This window comes from Amycolatopsis rhizosphaerae, from assembly GCF_007713715.1.
Classification (GTDB): Bacteria; Actinomycetota; Actinomycetes; order Mycobacteriales; family Pseudonocardiaceae; genus Amycolatopsis_E; species Amycolatopsis_E rhizosphaerae.
On the sequence record NZ_VJWX01000027.1, the window covers coordinates 13,382 to 29,699 of the forward strand.

The following is a 16,318-nucleotide window of genomic DNA, read 5'->3' on the forward strand; positions in this document are numbered from 1 at the left end:
GCCTTCCGATACGGTCGCTCAGGGAAGCGAGATACTCGCCCTATTGCAATCATGTCGAGGACAGCCTCCAGGAGCGGACCAGCAGAGGTTCAAGCCGGTACTTCCCGCTCGGCTCAATGTCGAACACTCCGAGGGCTTGGAGGCATGCCACCGCAGTGTCCGGAGTATCAACCGTCATTGAGGCAGCCGTAACGAGATCAGGGAGTGTGGCGCCTGCGTCGTCAATCAGAGTGAGTATCGATGTGAATGCTTTGAGCAACTCCTTATCAGCGCTAATGCCGACCGCATCAACGAACGCGGCCGCGCCAGCTTGCGACGCCAACTCCTCGGCGAGAGCGGCCAACACTTGGCCCTCGTCCTTGCCCGCGGCTACGCGTGCCGCGGCCCGTTCAACAAGCATCGGCCAGCCGCCCGTCACTTCGAGCAGCCGCTCGAGCCTTTCCTCGACACTGAACTTCTCGCTCGCCAGCGCCCATACACGCAGTGTCTTCCGGTCATAGCGGCGCAATGTGACTGTGCCGAGCGCCGGGGTGTGTCTGGCGTCGCGCATGACCGTCCGCCACAAGCCCATTTGCTGCAGCCCCGCGACGATTACGGCCGAACGGGTTACCCCCGGCCGTTGTGGACGCTGCTCGATTGCAGCGGTCAACGCTGCGATGCACGCCTCGTCGCGCGGCGCGAGTGCGACAAGGTCGGTGAGCACGACACGCCGCTGCCCAGGCTTACCGACGACGAGCTCTTCCTCGAATTGCCGACGACTGCTGATCATTGGGACGGTGAACCTGTTTCCCACGTCGGCGGCTTGACGCACGGCTTGTGCGACGTCGTCGATACCCGTTGCGGGGGAGCCGAGGATTACCCGGACCTGGTTTGCGTGATCGCCAAGCACATCGTCGATCTGTCCGGCGGTCAGCGGAGAGCGACGCCCCTCGCGCAACTCCGGGCGGGTCTCCAGTGCGATGAACTCGTCAGGTACTGATACAGTCGCCGCCCCCACGAGCTGGGTGATCACGTCGTCCTTCGACCCGATCATGTTCAAAACGTTCAGGCTGCGCAGGTGCCAGCCTCGGCCGTCGTTGTTCGGGGCGAGCACACCGAGGCCGACCATCTCCTGCAGGTACGCACGGAACCCCTCCACATCGAGGGCCTCGAAACCGATGTCCCACCAACCGAGGCACTCCTCGCGCAACTCCACATCTGACAGTCGTGCGTCCAGCCCGAACTCGTGCGCGTGGTGGGCGAGCACATTGGCGATCACGTTGTACCGCGGATCGAGGTGCAGTGTGTCGTGGAACGCGGCACTGATGTCGGCCTTGAGTTCTGAATCGCTCTCAACGATGACAACGTCCGTGTGGGCAATCACGTAAGGCGGCTCGCTGTCAGAGACGTCGACGGCGCGACGTGCACGCATCGTGGCCACTAGGCGCCAGCCGAACATCTGGAGCAGGAACGGCTGGTAAGAACAGTAACCGAGGACGCGGTTGACCAGGTCGTCGTCAGCGAACCGGTAGCCAAGCGCATGCAGCGGGCGGGTGAGCAGGTTCGCGGCCCACCTCGGCCGGAGCGGCCCGATGACGGTGGGGCGTTGCGCGAGGTGGCTGAATGGGCCGTTGCGGGCGCTCTTGGCGTAGCGCTGCACCGAGTGCAGCCCGGCAAACACGACCTTGATGCGGCCGTCGGTGGTCAGGCCAAGTTCCTTCAGCCGGTTGGTCTGGAAGAACTCGGGCGCGTCTGCTTCGAAGAACCGGTCTGTTTCGTCCAGGAGGATTAGCATCCGCCGATGGGGGTCGGCGTCGAGCCAGCGGAGAACCCCGGCGCGGACCTGCTCGTGCGGGTTGTTCCGGCTGGGCTGACGGCGCGGCGGGGTGATGACATCGTGGTGGGCGAGGTCACGAAGCAGGGCGTCCCAGATAGCTTCTGGTCCGATCGCGGATCCGGCGCGGATGCCGACGGTGTCGAGGCTGAGGTAAAGGGTGACGCGTTCACCGGGTGCGCCCTGAGTTTCAAACAGGTGCCCGGCGCTGCGCAGGAGAGCAGATTTGCCGAGCCCACGGCCACCGTAGAGCAACTGGGTGCCGTCCGGGTCGAGCACGCTCTTTCGTTCGGCGTCGCGACCGTAGAACATTTCCTCGGCTACCAGGCCGCGCTTCTTGCTGACGTAGGGATTCACATTACTAAACGGCAGCAGCACACTCATCGTGGCATCCATCTGCCGGTTGCCATGGGCGGCCAGGTACGCCAGGGCAGCGTCGTCGAGAACCACCACCGGTGCGGTACGGTTCCCTGTGACGGCGTGTTGGGCAAGTTCGCGACGGCTTTGTGCGCTCATCGTACCGAAGTAAGCGATCAGCAAGCTATCGCCGGAGTTATCCTGGTCGGCGTGGCTGAGCAATAGCTGCGCGCTCGGCTGCCCCCAGGCGAGCAGCACACGCAACCGCCCGCCGACCTTGCTGCCGAATGCCGGGACCAGCGGCTTGCCGCTGATGGTCACATCCACCACGTCGAGAAAGCGCCGATCGCGGCCCCGGGGAAGACTGTCGAGCCGATGGATGCGATTGCCTTCGATACCGACGACGCGCAATGCTGGTAGCAGTAGGTCACGTTCGCTGATCTGCCGCCGACTCTCGGCTGGAGTCTTGGCGAGTTGCCTCCAGGCGTCAAGCGCGACCGCAGCCAACTCGGCCAGGTCAGCGCTGAGGCGGTTGAAGTCAAGCACATCGCAGCCAGGGACCTGCCCACGGTCACGGATCGCAGCGATTACGTCGGGGGTCAGACCTGTGGGCAGCGCATCCGGAACTGCCGGGAAGAACCGCTGCAGGTCTGGCTGATTGGGAACCTGCGGCACCGATTCGCCGATTTCCAAGAAATAGATAAGTTCCTCTGCGGTGGAAAGCTCGCCGGAGTCGATAAGCCGTGCGACACGTTCCACGGTGCCAGAGTCGACGTTAGGCAGCGCGGTGAGGCGCTCGGACAACCGCCGGGCAGCCTCGGCTCGGTAAAGCGGCAGCAGTTCGGCCACGCCTTCGAGCCGACGACGGACAGCCGCGAGATTGCCAGTGGTCGCGTCAGCGTCGCGTAGCAAGCCGGTCAGTTCACCGGCTTGCTCTTCGGAGACCTCGTTGTTGGTACGAGCGCGGCGCAGCTCCGCCCATAACTGCTCGCGAGTGGCGTCGAGTTCGACACGGACGGCGCTGCGCGCGGAGGCAACAGTCGCTGAGGTAGCGGCGTTTACGTCGTTGCAGTCAGAGGCGGGCAGCAGGTGGGCCTCTGCCGCGGTGAGGATGAACTCTGCCGCGTCGAAGTTCTCCGCGGCGACCTGTGCGGTGACCGCGTCTACCCACGTCCGCCGCGCGGCGGCAAGTAGCTCGTCGACCTTGGTGTCGTCGGGCACCGTGACACGGCCGAGTGACGTGTCGATGACCGCGCCGGGCACCTTCAACAATTCGGCACTGATCGCGAAGGCTGGAGCGGGCTCACCAGGTTGAAGCGAGGCGGAGCCGTCAAGCACGGCGAAGGTGAGCGACAACGACGCCGTAGCAGCGCCTGAGGCGGCCGCGAGTAGTGGGTCAGTGTGTTCGGACAGCGCAGTCAGCGCATCGAGCACCTCGGCGCGGTGGTCGAGTACCACGGCGCGCATATCAGCGACCTCGCTGGTGGTCCATTGCTGAGCGTTACTCGACCGCTGAACGGACAAAACGGCCTCGTTCCAGTTCGCAAGGGTCTGGACGACCTCGGCCACGAGATTTACCAGATCCTGCCGTCCGGCACCTTCGATCGGTTTGCCACTCGCACCCTTGTATTTGTGATCGAGGGTGTCGATCTCGCGGGCAACATGCGCGGCGTCTCCAAGCCGACGGATGGCGATGGCGACCTCGCTGACGGTGGACCGATCGTCGGTGGCAACGGCCATCAGTGGTCGGCCAAGTAGCCCGCCAGCGGCCATCCATGCCTTCGCAATGTCGGTGGCACGCTTGAACCGCAGGGTGCGTGGGCGCAACATTGCGCGAGCAACACCGCTGAGTTCGCGTAGTCTCCGCTCGACCTCGACGACATCGGCGAGAACAGTCAGTGGCGGCGCACCGACGAGGACACCCTGCAGCGCACGGCGACCAACTTGGTCGGCGACTTCGGCAAGGTTCGGCTCGACGCGACCGGCCAGCTCGGTGAGTACCGCTCCGGCGGTCGGTTCGCCGGTTACGAGAGCGGTACGCAGCAGCGAGGCAACAATGAGCAATGCGGTGGGCGAGTCGTCGGCAGCAGCAGTTGTATCGAGTTCCGTCAGCTCGGCGCGCAGCGCGGTGTTAATCGCGCCGGCCTCGTTACGAACTACATCGGCAAGCGCAGCGATCCGTAGCGCGGATTGGTGGCTGGCTGGCCACGCCGCAGCGTGTGCGACGGCGGCGGCCATACCGAAACGGTGAGCCGCAATGAGATTGGCAAGACCTTCGACAAGGCGCGCGTGCGCGGCGATTTCGTCGCTTACGGCTACAGAGATTGCCTCGTTGGCATTCGGCACTACGCTCGGCGTAGGGGCTGCTGGTGGATCTGCGACATCTACCGGTTGCTCGCTTGTCGACGAGGCTACGGTGACCTCGTCAGCAGCCTGCTGCAGGACCTGGTCGTCGGAAATCTCCTTATCGGACGCGTTTTCAGGAGCGTCGACAACTTGGGCGGGCACCGGGTCCGCACTGGTCTCGGCAGAGACCATCGTGACCTCGTCGCTCCCGCCGAGTTCAGAGGTACCCTCGATGTCGACCGAAGCCGGCACGGTGACGCTGATGCTCGTGGACGTCACGAAGGTCAGCTGAGCCGCACCGACGGCAAGCAATGCGAGATCTGGGTGCGTTTGGACGAGTTCCTGCTGAAGAGCCATCGCCTGTACCGGTGAAGTGGCAGGATCGGCGAGTTCTGTGAGAATAGCGAGCTTCTCTGCTTGTGCCCGCTCCTCAGCACTCCAAGTGGGAATGGCGGCCAACGCGTCGGCGCGCTGTTGCGCGGTGAGCAGCGCGTTGACGAGCATCGGATTGTCAGTCGGTGCGGCGAGGTTGTGCAGCTGCGTGAGCCGTGCACGCACCGGAGCATCGGCAGCTGATCCAACGAGGTCGTCGAGCGCGGCCCGCACACCCGCGCCGGTGTCGACGTCCGTGGTGGCGCCGATGGCCTGCAGTGTCGCCACCGCAACGTCGAAAGTGGTGCGTGCTAGAGAAAGCACGGTGAGGTCTTCAACGGTTGGTGGCCTGTCGGCAGTGACACAGTCGAGAACCCGCTGTGCAGCAGGCACCGCGTCCTGCAGCGCATGCCGCAGGTCCTCACCGGCCTTCTGCAACTGCGCGACGGTCGGGGCCACTTCCCTGCTGGGATCGACCCTGCCGCAGGGATTTTCGACGGTCGCCGCGACAGAGGAGTCCTCCTTCTCTCGCTGCTCCGAGCCGGTGTGCCCGCCACCTGAGGGATAATCGCCGACCGGGGTCACTGCGGTGGTTCCCACTTCCGGAGTACCGATCTCGCCCGCAGCTGCGTGCGACTGGGTCGGCCCGCCTTCCTCGTTTTCGAGGAATCGATACTCAGGCGAGACTGCGATGACATGGTTGGCTGCGGCGACTATCGCGTCGATGTGTTCGTCCGTCGTGGAGTCCGAGCGGAACCATGATTGTTCAGCTGCCCACAGCCACATTCGCGCGTCACTTATTGACGCCAGTCCGTTTGCCCAAATTGCGACTCGTGCGAGACCAGGTGACCAACACTCAGCTACGTCACGCACGACTGATTGGGTGGAGCGCTCCGAGAATTCGCTGGCAAAAGCGTTCCTTCTGATGTCGGCGAGCATAGGATGTGTGAGAGCCTTTGCTGCGTGACGTGCGTCCCCGTCATTGGCGCGGGTGAACCGGGCAAGGACGTCGCGGCATAGATGTTGGCCGATGCTGCGCGGCGTGATCATCAGGCCAAGTGGGCGCAGCACCCTCGGCCGGTTTGCCACCGGCATCACAGTCAGGCCCTTGCTGATGTCGGTCGGTGTCAGCTGTTTCAGAGCCGCCGCCAGCGGCGTCGGACACGCGGTGAGAGCCGCAGACAGCTTGTTCAGTGCATCGTCGCGATCTCGAGCCTCGTTAAGCGGCCAGCCAGGGTCCGGCCAGATCGGATAGGACGCAGACGCATCGCAGTGCGGGCAGGCGTTACGAGTGCGACGGGCAGCCATGAAGCCTCCAATGGTGAGTCGGCTCGGCGGCCGGATCGGGTGCGGACATGAGCGTCAAGGTACTTACAGGAAGGCCCAGGGGAACGATCACGAGCGGCCTCGGGAAAACGGTCGGACATAGGTGTAGCCGTCAGGCAGTTCAGGAGGACCGACGAGTCGGAACCGGGCTCGGTCTTGGCGGTAAGCCTGCCGGGCCTCGTCGCTGGCGGTCCTGCCGAGGTCGCCGAGCCAGCGCAGGTGGCCGGCGACCTCGTAAGTGCGCAGGAACCGAGCCCCGAGCGTGCTGGTGTCCTGATTAGGTGAGGGCGCGTGCTTCGATCCTTCGACTGGACGTGGCTCGTATATCACCAGCGGCACAGGCGGGGCACCAGGCTCAGCCGGGTAGTACAGCCGCCGGTTCGAGTCGAGACTGCCCACATCAGCGCGCAACGCTCCGGTGGCGAGCAGTTCGGCGACGGCGATATCAAGTTCGGTATCGGTGGTGGGGTTCACGATGCCGTACACGGCGGTCGGCAAGTGGGCGCGGGCGAGCACCGCGCGTCCTTCTGGGTCGAGCAGACCGAAGCAGCGGACTGCGCGCAACACGCGCTGAGTAAGAGTGAGCGTGCCGAGAGTACGCTCGCCGCCTGCGCCGCCACGGTGCGGCTGGCCTGGGGCAGCATCCCGAGTGAGGATCCGCGGGTCGTAGCGGTGCTCGATCTCCAGTCCGCCAACGGTGACAGGGATTTCGAGGAGGGTTGTTGTCGCACGGACGACGCCAGCTCCCCGAGCCCAAGTGCAGGTGAGCACGATTCCGGGGAAGAACCTGAGCGGCCAAGCGAGACCGGTTAGTTGCGGGCGCCCGAACAATTCGGTGTCCACGGCTTGGGTAGCCTCTGCGGAGTCGAGAACATAGCCGTCGTGGCTGAGAATAAGTCTCAGACGCACGCCACTGAGTCCAGTGTCGCGCATCTGCGTGCCGATGAGGTCGGGCAGTGGCAGACGCTCGTCGACTAGGTGCGTGAGCCGCAGCGCCTGGGTCCAGGAAACCTGACTGTCGGTGACTGTGAACTCGTGGAGGCCGCTTTCGTCGTCGAGCTTCGGTTGAATTACCTCTAGCTCCGGCGCGGGCGCACCCATGTCAGCGCGGTCTCCAGGTCCGGCAGACAACTCCTTGGGCAAGGCGGTCGGTAATGTCGCCAGCCAACCGAGGCCGAGCGGATCAGTGACGTCGACGTGGGCGTAGGTGCTTCCTGGATGTTCGGCCCGCCAGATTCCTCCACCCTGCCACGGGTCATCGAGACGCAAGTGCACGTCGTCGGTCAGCAGCCCGGTCGTCTCGTCGGCCTCTCGACGGGCGTAGTCGCTGAGAACCGCGTTGGCGTGGCAGACTGCGGTTGCATAGCCAACGCCAACCAGTTGTGGGGCAGCATCGCGCACGCTGTGCAGGCGTGGCCCGACCGCGGTGTAGGTGATGGTCCGCTCCGGGGTCCAGCGGCCGCGGCGCAGTGGCACGGCAGTGCGGGCCATCCCGGCGGCAAGTCCGCTGAGATCATTGCCGCCAAGCGGGCCGGGGTCGGCGAGCCGCGTGGCCAACGACGCGCGAGTGAACGCGTAGCCACGCCACATACGAAGCTCCGGCAAGCTGGCCAAAACGTCTGCGACGGTCTGGAGTATCCCGTTCAAGGCTCCGGTAAGCTGTTCCTCCCCAGCCTCGTCGGAAAGCACGGTGGTCAAGGGCATGGGTGCGGCAGTGGACAGCAGTTGGTCTCGGCCACGGGTGAGCAGATACCGCGCGTAGAAGCTTGTCTCGTCAAGGTCAGCATCGCGTCGGGTGGCGTAGTGCGCGTCGAGCAGCAGGTGTCCGTCGGCGTTCAGCCACCGGCCGCGCTGCCGCAGCCGGTCCAGCCGGACCCGAGTCAGCGAAAAGTTCTGCCCGAAGGCGTCGACGTCGACGACGAGGCGCTCGGTAAGGACTGGACCTCCGGGTGAGTCGGCTGCACCTGGGCCGGTTGCGCCAGCGGGTGCACCGGACAACCAGTCGGGTACCGCACCGTCAGTGGAAAGCGAGGGGTGTGCACCCTCCTTATAGACAATCTCGGCGAAGAGTGGCTGGTCACCCGCGGCGATATTGACCATCGCACCGACGGGCAACGCCTCGGTGGTCTCGCCGAACCGGACCCGGGGGAACGCGGATAAGTCCAGCGGCCCGCCAACGTAGCCGCCGGTGGTCAGGTCGTAGCCGAAGTACGCGGCGTTGAACGCCACGTTGACGTGGACCGGACTACGCCGGGCAGCCACGAAGGCCGACAGGTATCGGGCCAGACGGTGCCGGTCTGCCTCATCAGTCGCTTCCCAGCCGAGCGCCATCTTCGGGCTCAGGATGGGGGCCTCGGCGAATGGCCGCCACGGGGAGCCTTTTGTATCCGGTGCCACGTCAGTCATGTCGAGCCGGCCGTCCAGTTCGCTCAGGGGGCACCTCCGGTGATAGTAGCAATGGGAGCAGGCTTTGTGATGGCCCGAGCTTGCTGCCGGATTTCGCGTCGCAGGTGCCCGGCCTCGCGCCATAGCGAGCCAACGGCTACCACCCTTCCGTCGGCCTGCAGCCGCCCCAGAGAGTCCTCGACGTCTGCAATGCGCACGACCGGATTCACGCCAAAGTAGCGACTCGTGACGAGCCCGGTGCGCAGCCGTACGCGGCGACGGGTGCGTGGGTTGAAGTAGCTGTCCTCGCCCCGCAGCGCCCGCAGCACATCGCGGGCGTGAACGCCATGGAAGACCTCCCAGACGAGGCGGAAAATCTGTTCGTCGAGTCTGCGCACGCGGTGCAGAGCGTCGGTACGGGTGCCGGCTGGCCGGGGAGTTTCAAACGCGATCGCCACGGCTGGCTTGGTCTCCCCAACAGGCCACGTAGGGATGTCCCAGTGGGCACTGCAGCGGTTTGCTGCCGTCGAGCAACAGCCGACGGGCAGGTCGGTGACACCGAAATAGTCAGCGAACTTGCGGTTGGCGCAGGTGGTGGAGTCGGTGAAGAAATTCCGCAAGAGCCTGATCTCCTCGGCGGCGCGAGCAGCCTTACCCGAGACGGTCGGCAGGAATGCCTGAGGAAGCCTGGTTGCGTGGACGGCAACGCCGGTGACCAGGTGTCGGCTGGGAGCGGCAGAGACGTCGAGCAGGCCGCGATCATGCAGATCGGCCAGCAACTGCCAGGTGCTAGCCGGGTCGTCAGCAATCGTTCGATATTGCGGCACAGTCACGGCCAAGTGCGCGTCGAGCTGGACGATGTCGAGCTTCTGCCGGCGCAGCACGCCGGGCGCGTCGGTGCGGAACGGCAGGGCGAGCACCGCGGTGACAGTTTGGTCCTCAACCTCCGCATCGCCGCCCTTCTCGGCTTCTACACCGGCGGATGGTCTCGCGCCGAGAAGCTCCCCGGGCTTGACGGCGCAATGCGGTGGGAAGTCACCAAGATCGGTGACTGCGCCGAGGCTGGCGAGCGCGGCAAAAGCACGTACAACGCCTGCGGTATAGGCGTCGGCGGTGCGACCCTTGCGTGCCTCATCGAGGGTGAGTCGCCCGTTTTGGAGGTCTTCGCCGATGAGCGCGTCGGCGACGGTGGCCGAATCCAGGACTGTCCCGCAGGCGAGCACGGCACGGCCCATCCGCTCGAGCAGCGGGCCGTGCAAATCGCTGCCGGTCATGAACGCGACGGTGCGCAAGCCGCGGTTAGTCAGCAACGCAAGCCCAACGTTTGCTGGCCGCTCCCTACCCTGGGGCCCATCGTCGGCTTGCAGCTCGATCCGCGTGCCGCGATCACCTGAGGTGCCGATCAGTTCAGGGACAGCAGCATCGTCGCTTGGGTCGACCCCCGTCAGGTGTTCGCCGACGGCATCGCGGCCAGCGCGGCCGATCTGCTGGTAGAGCGCGGCGAGGTCGGTGGGCGCGCTGACACAGAACACGGTTCGGACATCAGGGCGATTGACGCCAAGTCCAAATGCCGAGGTAGCGACGATAACCAGTGGCGCGAACCCCTCCTCTCCCTTACGGGGTGCTTCCCGGAACTCGGTCATGACCGCGACCTTCTCGGCCTCTGTGAGCCGGCCGTGGAACCGTCGTATACGGACTCCACCCTCGCCGAGGTAGTCACGCAGATGGGCGTGCAGCGCCACAACTTCCTTAACCGTGAGACAATAGAAAATCGCGTGGTCGTCTACGGCATCAATGACCTCCTCCCCCAAACCAGCGCTGGTGGATGGGCCAGCCGCACTGATAGTGCGGCGGAAGATCGCCAGCTCCGGCCGGATCGGGTTCTCCCTCACCGTCAGCAGCAATCCGGCGCTGGCCTCGCTTGCTTCGCCACTAACCGCCTCGGCAGGTAGACCGAATACCCCTTCGCGTAACCCTGCATACACAGTGCGGTTTGCCGTCGCGGTCAGGGCGGTTACAGGCAGGCCGAACTCCCGACGCAGCTCAGCGAGAAACTGCTCGACGCGGCTCATCGACGGGCGGAAGTCGTCCCACTGAACGAACGTATGTGCCTCGTCCAGGGCAATTCGGGTGACAATACCATTCGCCACTGCAGTACGGACAACCTCACGGAACCTCCGCTGGCATAGCCGCTCCGGAGAGACATAAACGATTCGAATGCCATGGTCGACGCGGCCAAGGAGTTGGTCGGCGACTTCGGTCTTGCCGGCTCGACTACTCGACTCGCGTAACGGCGCCACCAGGGCGCGCACCGCACCACCGATGCTGCGATTGAGCTCGAGCGCCTGGTCGTGCATTAGCGCGACCAGCGGGGAAACGACGAGTGTGACGCCAGGCAGCACAAGCGCGGGCAACTGGAAACAGAAACTCTTGCCGAACCCTGTAGGGAGCAGTCCGAGGACATTCCTTCCGGCTGTCACGGCACGGATGATCTCTTGCTGCGACGGCTTGAGCGTCGCAGGAGAGTCGGACATATGCAGGAGCCCGCCGACGATGGCTGCGCGTCTGAGTACCTCCTTATCGAGGGTGCCAGCGGCACGGTGTGCATCGACTTGCGCGCGGGTGAGCGCGAGCTGTCGGATGCGTCGAGTCTGCGGCAACATTGTGTGCTCCTCGAGCGCCTCAGGCGTCGACAGCTGTGCCGCGCGCTCGTCGGAGAGCAGCCTGTGCTCGGCGAAGAACCGCCAAATGCGCGCCCAGCCGTCTGTCATCGGCACGACGTTCCCGGCACCGCGTTCACCTGTAACCGGGTCCTCGCGCAGAAGTCCGTCATCGAGCGAGCCGAGGAACGCCTGGCGGTAGGCGCGGCGCAGTGCCGTGTGCCCACCAAGCTTGCGGTCGGAGATGACAACGACGCCAACGTGTCGTTCGGAGCGGATCAGCCGTCCAACAGCCTGTCGCAGCTGGAGCGCCGCCAGAGGAAGGTAGTACTGCTCGGTGGCGATTGCTTCCGGGTCCTCGGCGTGCGTGGCCTCAGCCCGCATGGTGATCGCGGCGCGACGCGCCTCAATCACCGGAGCGGCGAACGGCGCGAAAGGCAGTTTGTTGATCCACACAAGTCGTAGGCGCTGCTCGTCGGCAACGTCAACACCCTGCCACAGACCCTTGGTGCCTACGAGAAAGCCGCCGCCGTGTTCAACGGTGATGAACTGTCGCACGCTGCGGGGGTTGCCTAATACGAGCGCCGACAGCACGGGCGTCTGGTCGCTGCGAGCGCGCAGTTCGGTGGCGAGGAAGTCGGCGATGCCACCGGCCGTCGAGCGGGCGGTAGTGAGCACCAGCGCACCACCGTCATACCCGCCGCGGGTGCCGGGTTCGACATCGTCGGTGACGTCAACGGAGGCGATCATCTCCTGCGCATAGCCCGCGAGCTGATGGGCGACTGTACGCATCGCGCCCTCGGCCTGCTCGGCCCAAGAGGGAAAGTCGGAGAAGCAAACGAGCTCGGCCTGCCGGGCGTAGTCGAACGGCGTGGGAAGATACAGCGTCTTGACGCCGCTGGACAGACCGAGTCGACTGCCCGTGAATTGCCAGCTTCCTGAGACACGAAGGGTCGCAGACACATAGTAAGTGCGGGCGAACGTTGCGAGAAACCGCTGCCAAGTCGGGTCGGCAGGCAGCTCGACAGGGCTGGTCGCGACGCGAAAGCGGTAGGAACGCAGGCTGGCACGCAGCGCCTCGAGCTCCTCGGCGTACACGACCCTGTTCGATGTGCCTGGTGGCAACTGCCCGAGTGGCCCCGCCGCATTGTCAGCAGTTCGGTCGTATGTGCCGTCGTCATTCCCGTCGGTGACATCGAGCGCGTCATCATCGATGTTGGCGCCAGGATCAGCCCTCCGGCTGTCGCCGTCGCCGACCGTTCCGTTGGAGCTCCTTCCAGCGGGGCCAGGCCCAGCGGCGGCAGGCCCAACGATGTCGTCGATATCGCCAACGATCTCCCGGCTGGCCTCCGTAAGTTGTGTGCACCTGGCTAGCAGCGCTCGAACGCGTTCGGCCTCGAGGAAATCCAGGGCCGTGCCGTGCACGTCCAGATACGCAGACAGCGCTCCGACGAGCGCCTCGCACTGCCCGGCCAGACGCAGCAGCAGGCCGGTCAGCGTGCGCACCTGCCCTACACCAGCGGTGCCGGTATACGCGCTGGCAAGGGTGACAGTGCGGGAACCCACGACGACGCCGGCACCAACACCACGCGCGTCGAACGCCTGGCCAGCCACTCTCGGCAGCTGTTCGTGGTCGAGAAGCAGCCCGAGATTGCCGACAGCCTCAGCCACGGCGTCGCGTTCGCGGCCACGACGGGCGATGTCCGTCCATGCGGCCAACTCGCTGAACAGGTCTTCCACGGTGCGATAGTCGACGGTGGTTGTCAGAGCCGACGTCGCAGCGTCTTCGAGCTGGTGGGCCTCGTCGATGATGAGCAGCGTGTCAGCGCCCAGCGTGGTGAGGTCATCGAGGTGGCCGAGCAACAGTGCATGGTTGGCCAGCAACAACCGGTGCGAGGCGAGCGCCTCGCGAACCGTATCGGTGTGCACGCCGATCGGTGTGCCGGCGCTAGCTGAGACATCCCCGTTGCTTCCCTGACTCAGCGACTCAAGCCACACCGACCATGCGGAGCCGCTGTAGTCCGCAAAGAACACCGGCACGTCGACGGGATCGACCGAGTGCGCCGCCCAATTGTGGAGTACGTCAGTCGACGCGGCCAGCCGCAACGCCAGGTAGACAACGAGTTCGCGGAACGCTGGCCGGGCCAGGAACCGATTGCGCGCGCCGGGCCGTTCCCGATGACTTACGTCCAGTGTTGTTGCGTCTGCCAAGACGGTGGTCAGCGCGCGAAGTGACAGCCGGTTGGCCTGCCCTTTGACCACGTCGGTTGCGGCGAGTAGCCCTGGCACCCTGCCATCGAGCCGAGCCACATCTTCGGCCAGCTGCGCCTGCAACTGCTTTGTGAACGTCGCGACGATCGCGGTGCGCTGAGGCGCACCCGCGAGCCAATCCAGCGCCGCAGCGAGGATCGCAAGGCTCTTGCCGGTGCCGGTCGGGGCCTCTACCAGTGCGGACACCCCAACGTCGGCCCAACCGTGCAGCGCCGTCGTCATCTGCTCCTGGGCCGGCCGTCGAGTAGCGGCCGCACCGTGGGACAGGGACGCCAACAACACCGGGTCGACTCGACCATCGGCACCGCGAAGCTCCCGGCCGACGGTCAAGGGGCCACGGCCCGAAGAAACGAGTGACATGCCGGTCGGCTGGCGTCGGGGAGTGTGCCTTGACAGGAGGGCACCGAGGATTGCGGCCACGTCGCCGACGCTGTGCGCGCTGACTGTACCGAGCGGCTGCCCAGGTGCGGCGCCACGAATTGCTGCAGCAAGGTGGCGCACCAACGTCCACGCTGGGGAGTCCGCGCTTGCCGAAGACACGAGGTCGGTGAGCGGAGCCGGCCATGCGCTGACCTCCTCCCCCGCCCGCCTCAGCAGCCGAACGAGCAGCTCGGCGTCATCCCCTGCGTCATGCCAGCCGAGCCCCGTCCGTTCGATGCCGAGAGCGTCGGTGAGTTCGCCGAGGCGGTGGCTGTCTGCGGTCGGCCACAGTGCGAGAGCAAGATAGTAGGCATCGACAGTGGCTGGCGTCAGTGTTGGCAGGCCTTCACGCTCATAAGCGTCGGCCAGCAACGGGAAGTCGGCGTCTGTGCCGTTGTAGGCAACGATAACGTCGGCGTCCGCGGTGTACGCCTGCAGTTCGAGCAACGCGGACGCCGGCGCAACGGCCTGGACCACGTGGCGGTCCCGTAGCGATTCCGAGTGGATCTCCCACGTCTCGTCCGGTAGAGCGAGGAACCAGCCGCGCCGCGGGTCAGCCGCATTCCAGGCAGCGTCTGTACCGAACCGGACAGCACCGATCTGGAAGATCCGCTTGTCCAGGAAGGGCTCATCCGCCGTGGTACGGACAACCGACTCCAAGTCGACCGCGACGGCACGGAGAGGGCGGCCAACCATCGGTCCTAACGAGCAAGTCGGCTCGTCGGGCAGTTCGCTAGCGCCTGGGATTCGCAGACGACCGGCGTTCTCGATAAGCGCTCCGACTGCGAGGGAGCGGCTGACGAGGTCAGCGACACGCCGCGAAGGGAGCCCAGGGAACCGTCCCTGCGCAGCGGTCGTCAACTCTCGTAGCGTCAGACCTTCCGGAAACTCGCCGACCAGGTCGACAAGCTGACGAGCCGCCGGTGGCAGCGCTGTGCGTCCTTGTCCGTCTCCGTGCGCCATGCGTGTTCACACCCAATCGTCCGCGTGCGTCATGCCAAGCAGTTCGTGGTTGTTTGCGCCAACACCGGCGGACCACCAAATCCGGCTGTTGGCTTCGTCGCCAGTGCCAATGTCCGGCAAACCGTGGTTTGATCGTTTGACCTGGGTTAACGCGGTCCTCAGTCACTGCCGGTACGTCGACGAATCGGGCACGCCCACCTGCCATCGGATTGGCCACAAGCAATGAGGGACAGAAGACGCCGTGCGGGTGTTCACGGAGGTGAACACCTCCGACTCTGCCACACCAGTCACGCCCCACCCTTTCACCGGCAACACTCCCCCAACACGTCGCCACAGGGCCGCAGGCGTTACGCGTAGACAGCTCCATCAGCGGCTGTCGGGGCCGCTGACAGCCTTAACGACCCCAGGATCCTGCACTAGTTCCCGCCGATGCTGAGCCGGATGCCTGCGTGCACTTCGCTCGAGGACATGACCTGGGTGCCGCGGTGGGAGATGGTGACGGCATATGAGGGCAGGCCGTCAGGCACGTCGGGGACGGTGATGTTGAGGTCGCAAGCGAGCACCCGCGGTGTGCCGAACCCGGCATTCGCACTGTGGTCGATTTCCTCGGTACCCTTGTCGATTCGCCCCGTGGCAACGATGTGGCCCTGGGAGTCGGCCACGGTGACGGCGGTACCGGGGGCCAGGTCGGAGTAGCCACCACGGCCTTGGCAGTCCTCGTTGAGCGTGATTTCGTCCACGGCCGAGTACTCGCCGGTGTTGTCCAGACGCAGAACGCCGTGCATCGTGAACGCGGCTGGCCCGATCTTTTCGCCGGCGAGGTTGATCGCGAGTGTGACTCCAACACCGACCACAGCCCCGCCGGCAATCCCAGATAGCAGCCACAGCCAGTGGCGGCGGGGAGGCTTCGAACCGGGTTCGGGGGCGGCTTGCTCAATGGTCATCTTTTCTCCGGTTTGCCGTCGAACCCATCAGGGGTTTCGGACTGAGCGGTGGGGTTACGCCCCGCTGGACGGGGCACCAGTGGGGAACGATGTTTTCGCGGGTCCTCGCCATGTCCGAGTCCTGAGGACGGTGGGCAACCGGCGGCCGACGCCGCGACCGCCGCACACCTTCTGCTCTCAGCTCTTCAGCGTGATCTTGACGCCACCGGAGAACGGCGAGTCGTGCAGTTCCAGCGCGGCGAGCTGGACGTTCGCAGGCACATCGAAGACCAGGGTTCCGGTGACCGAGTTGCCGGGTTTGATGTTGTTGAGCAGCGTGGAGTTTTCCGGCAGGCTGATCGCCGCCGCGCCCGAGTCGGCGTCGTACTGCCGTCCCTGCACGTCGATCAGCTTCTGGCTGCTGTCGGAGAACAGCTGCGCCCTGTCGCCCACGTTGCGGACGGACATGTGCACCAGTACGT

5 protein-coding genes are annotated in these 16,318 nt (G+C 65.3%); all 5 read right to left on the reverse strand.

The features are described from left to right. Window positions 1-49: 49 nt before the first annotated feature. Window positions 50-6,196 (reverse strand): ATP-binding protein, encoded by a 6,147-nt coding sequence (locus FNH05_RS05020; RefSeq protein WP_144586081.1) that lies wholly within the window; start codon window positions 6,194-6,196, stop codon window positions 50-52. A gap of 87 nt (window positions 6,197-6,283) precedes the next feature. Further along, a complete protein-coding gene (locus tag FNH05_RS05025; RefSeq protein ID WP_144586082.1) occupies window positions 6,284-8,545 on the reverse strand; it encodes a hypothetical protein in 2,262 nt (753 codons plus the stop codon). Between the two features lie 98 nt (window positions 8,546-8,643). Beyond that, window positions 8,644-14,610, reverse strand: a complete 5,967-nt coding sequence (locus FNH05_RS05030) for a DEAD/DEAH box helicase (protein ID WP_186382385.1) — start codon at window positions 14,608-14,610, stop codon at window positions 8,644-8,646. Window positions 14,611-15,329: 719 nt separating this feature from the next. Further along, entirely contained in the window at window positions 15,330-15,857 is a 528-nt protein-coding gene (locus tag FNH05_RS05035) for a hypothetical protein (protein ID WP_144586084.1), read from the reverse strand. Window positions 15,858-16,034: 177 nt separating this feature from the next. Next, window positions 16,035-16,318: DUF4352 domain-containing protein (locus FNH05_RS05040; protein ID WP_144586085.1), on the reverse strand; the 284-nt coding region annotated here is incomplete at its 5' end.

Bases quoted from the DNA above. Each gene is read 5' to 3' on its own strand.
- FNH05_RS05035 (WP_144586084.1), bottom strand. From the start codon at position 15,857: ATGACCATTGAGCAAGCCGCCCCCGAACCCGGTTCGAAGCCTCCCCGC.
- FNH05_RS05025 (WP_144586082.1), bottom strand. From the start codon at position 8,545: ATGGCGCTCGGCTGGGAAGCGACTGATGAGGCAGACCGGCACCGTCTG.
- FNH05_RS05020 (WP_144586081.1), bottom strand. From the start codon at position 6,196: ATGGCTGCCCGTCGCACTCGTAACGCCTGCCCGCACTGCGATGCGTCT.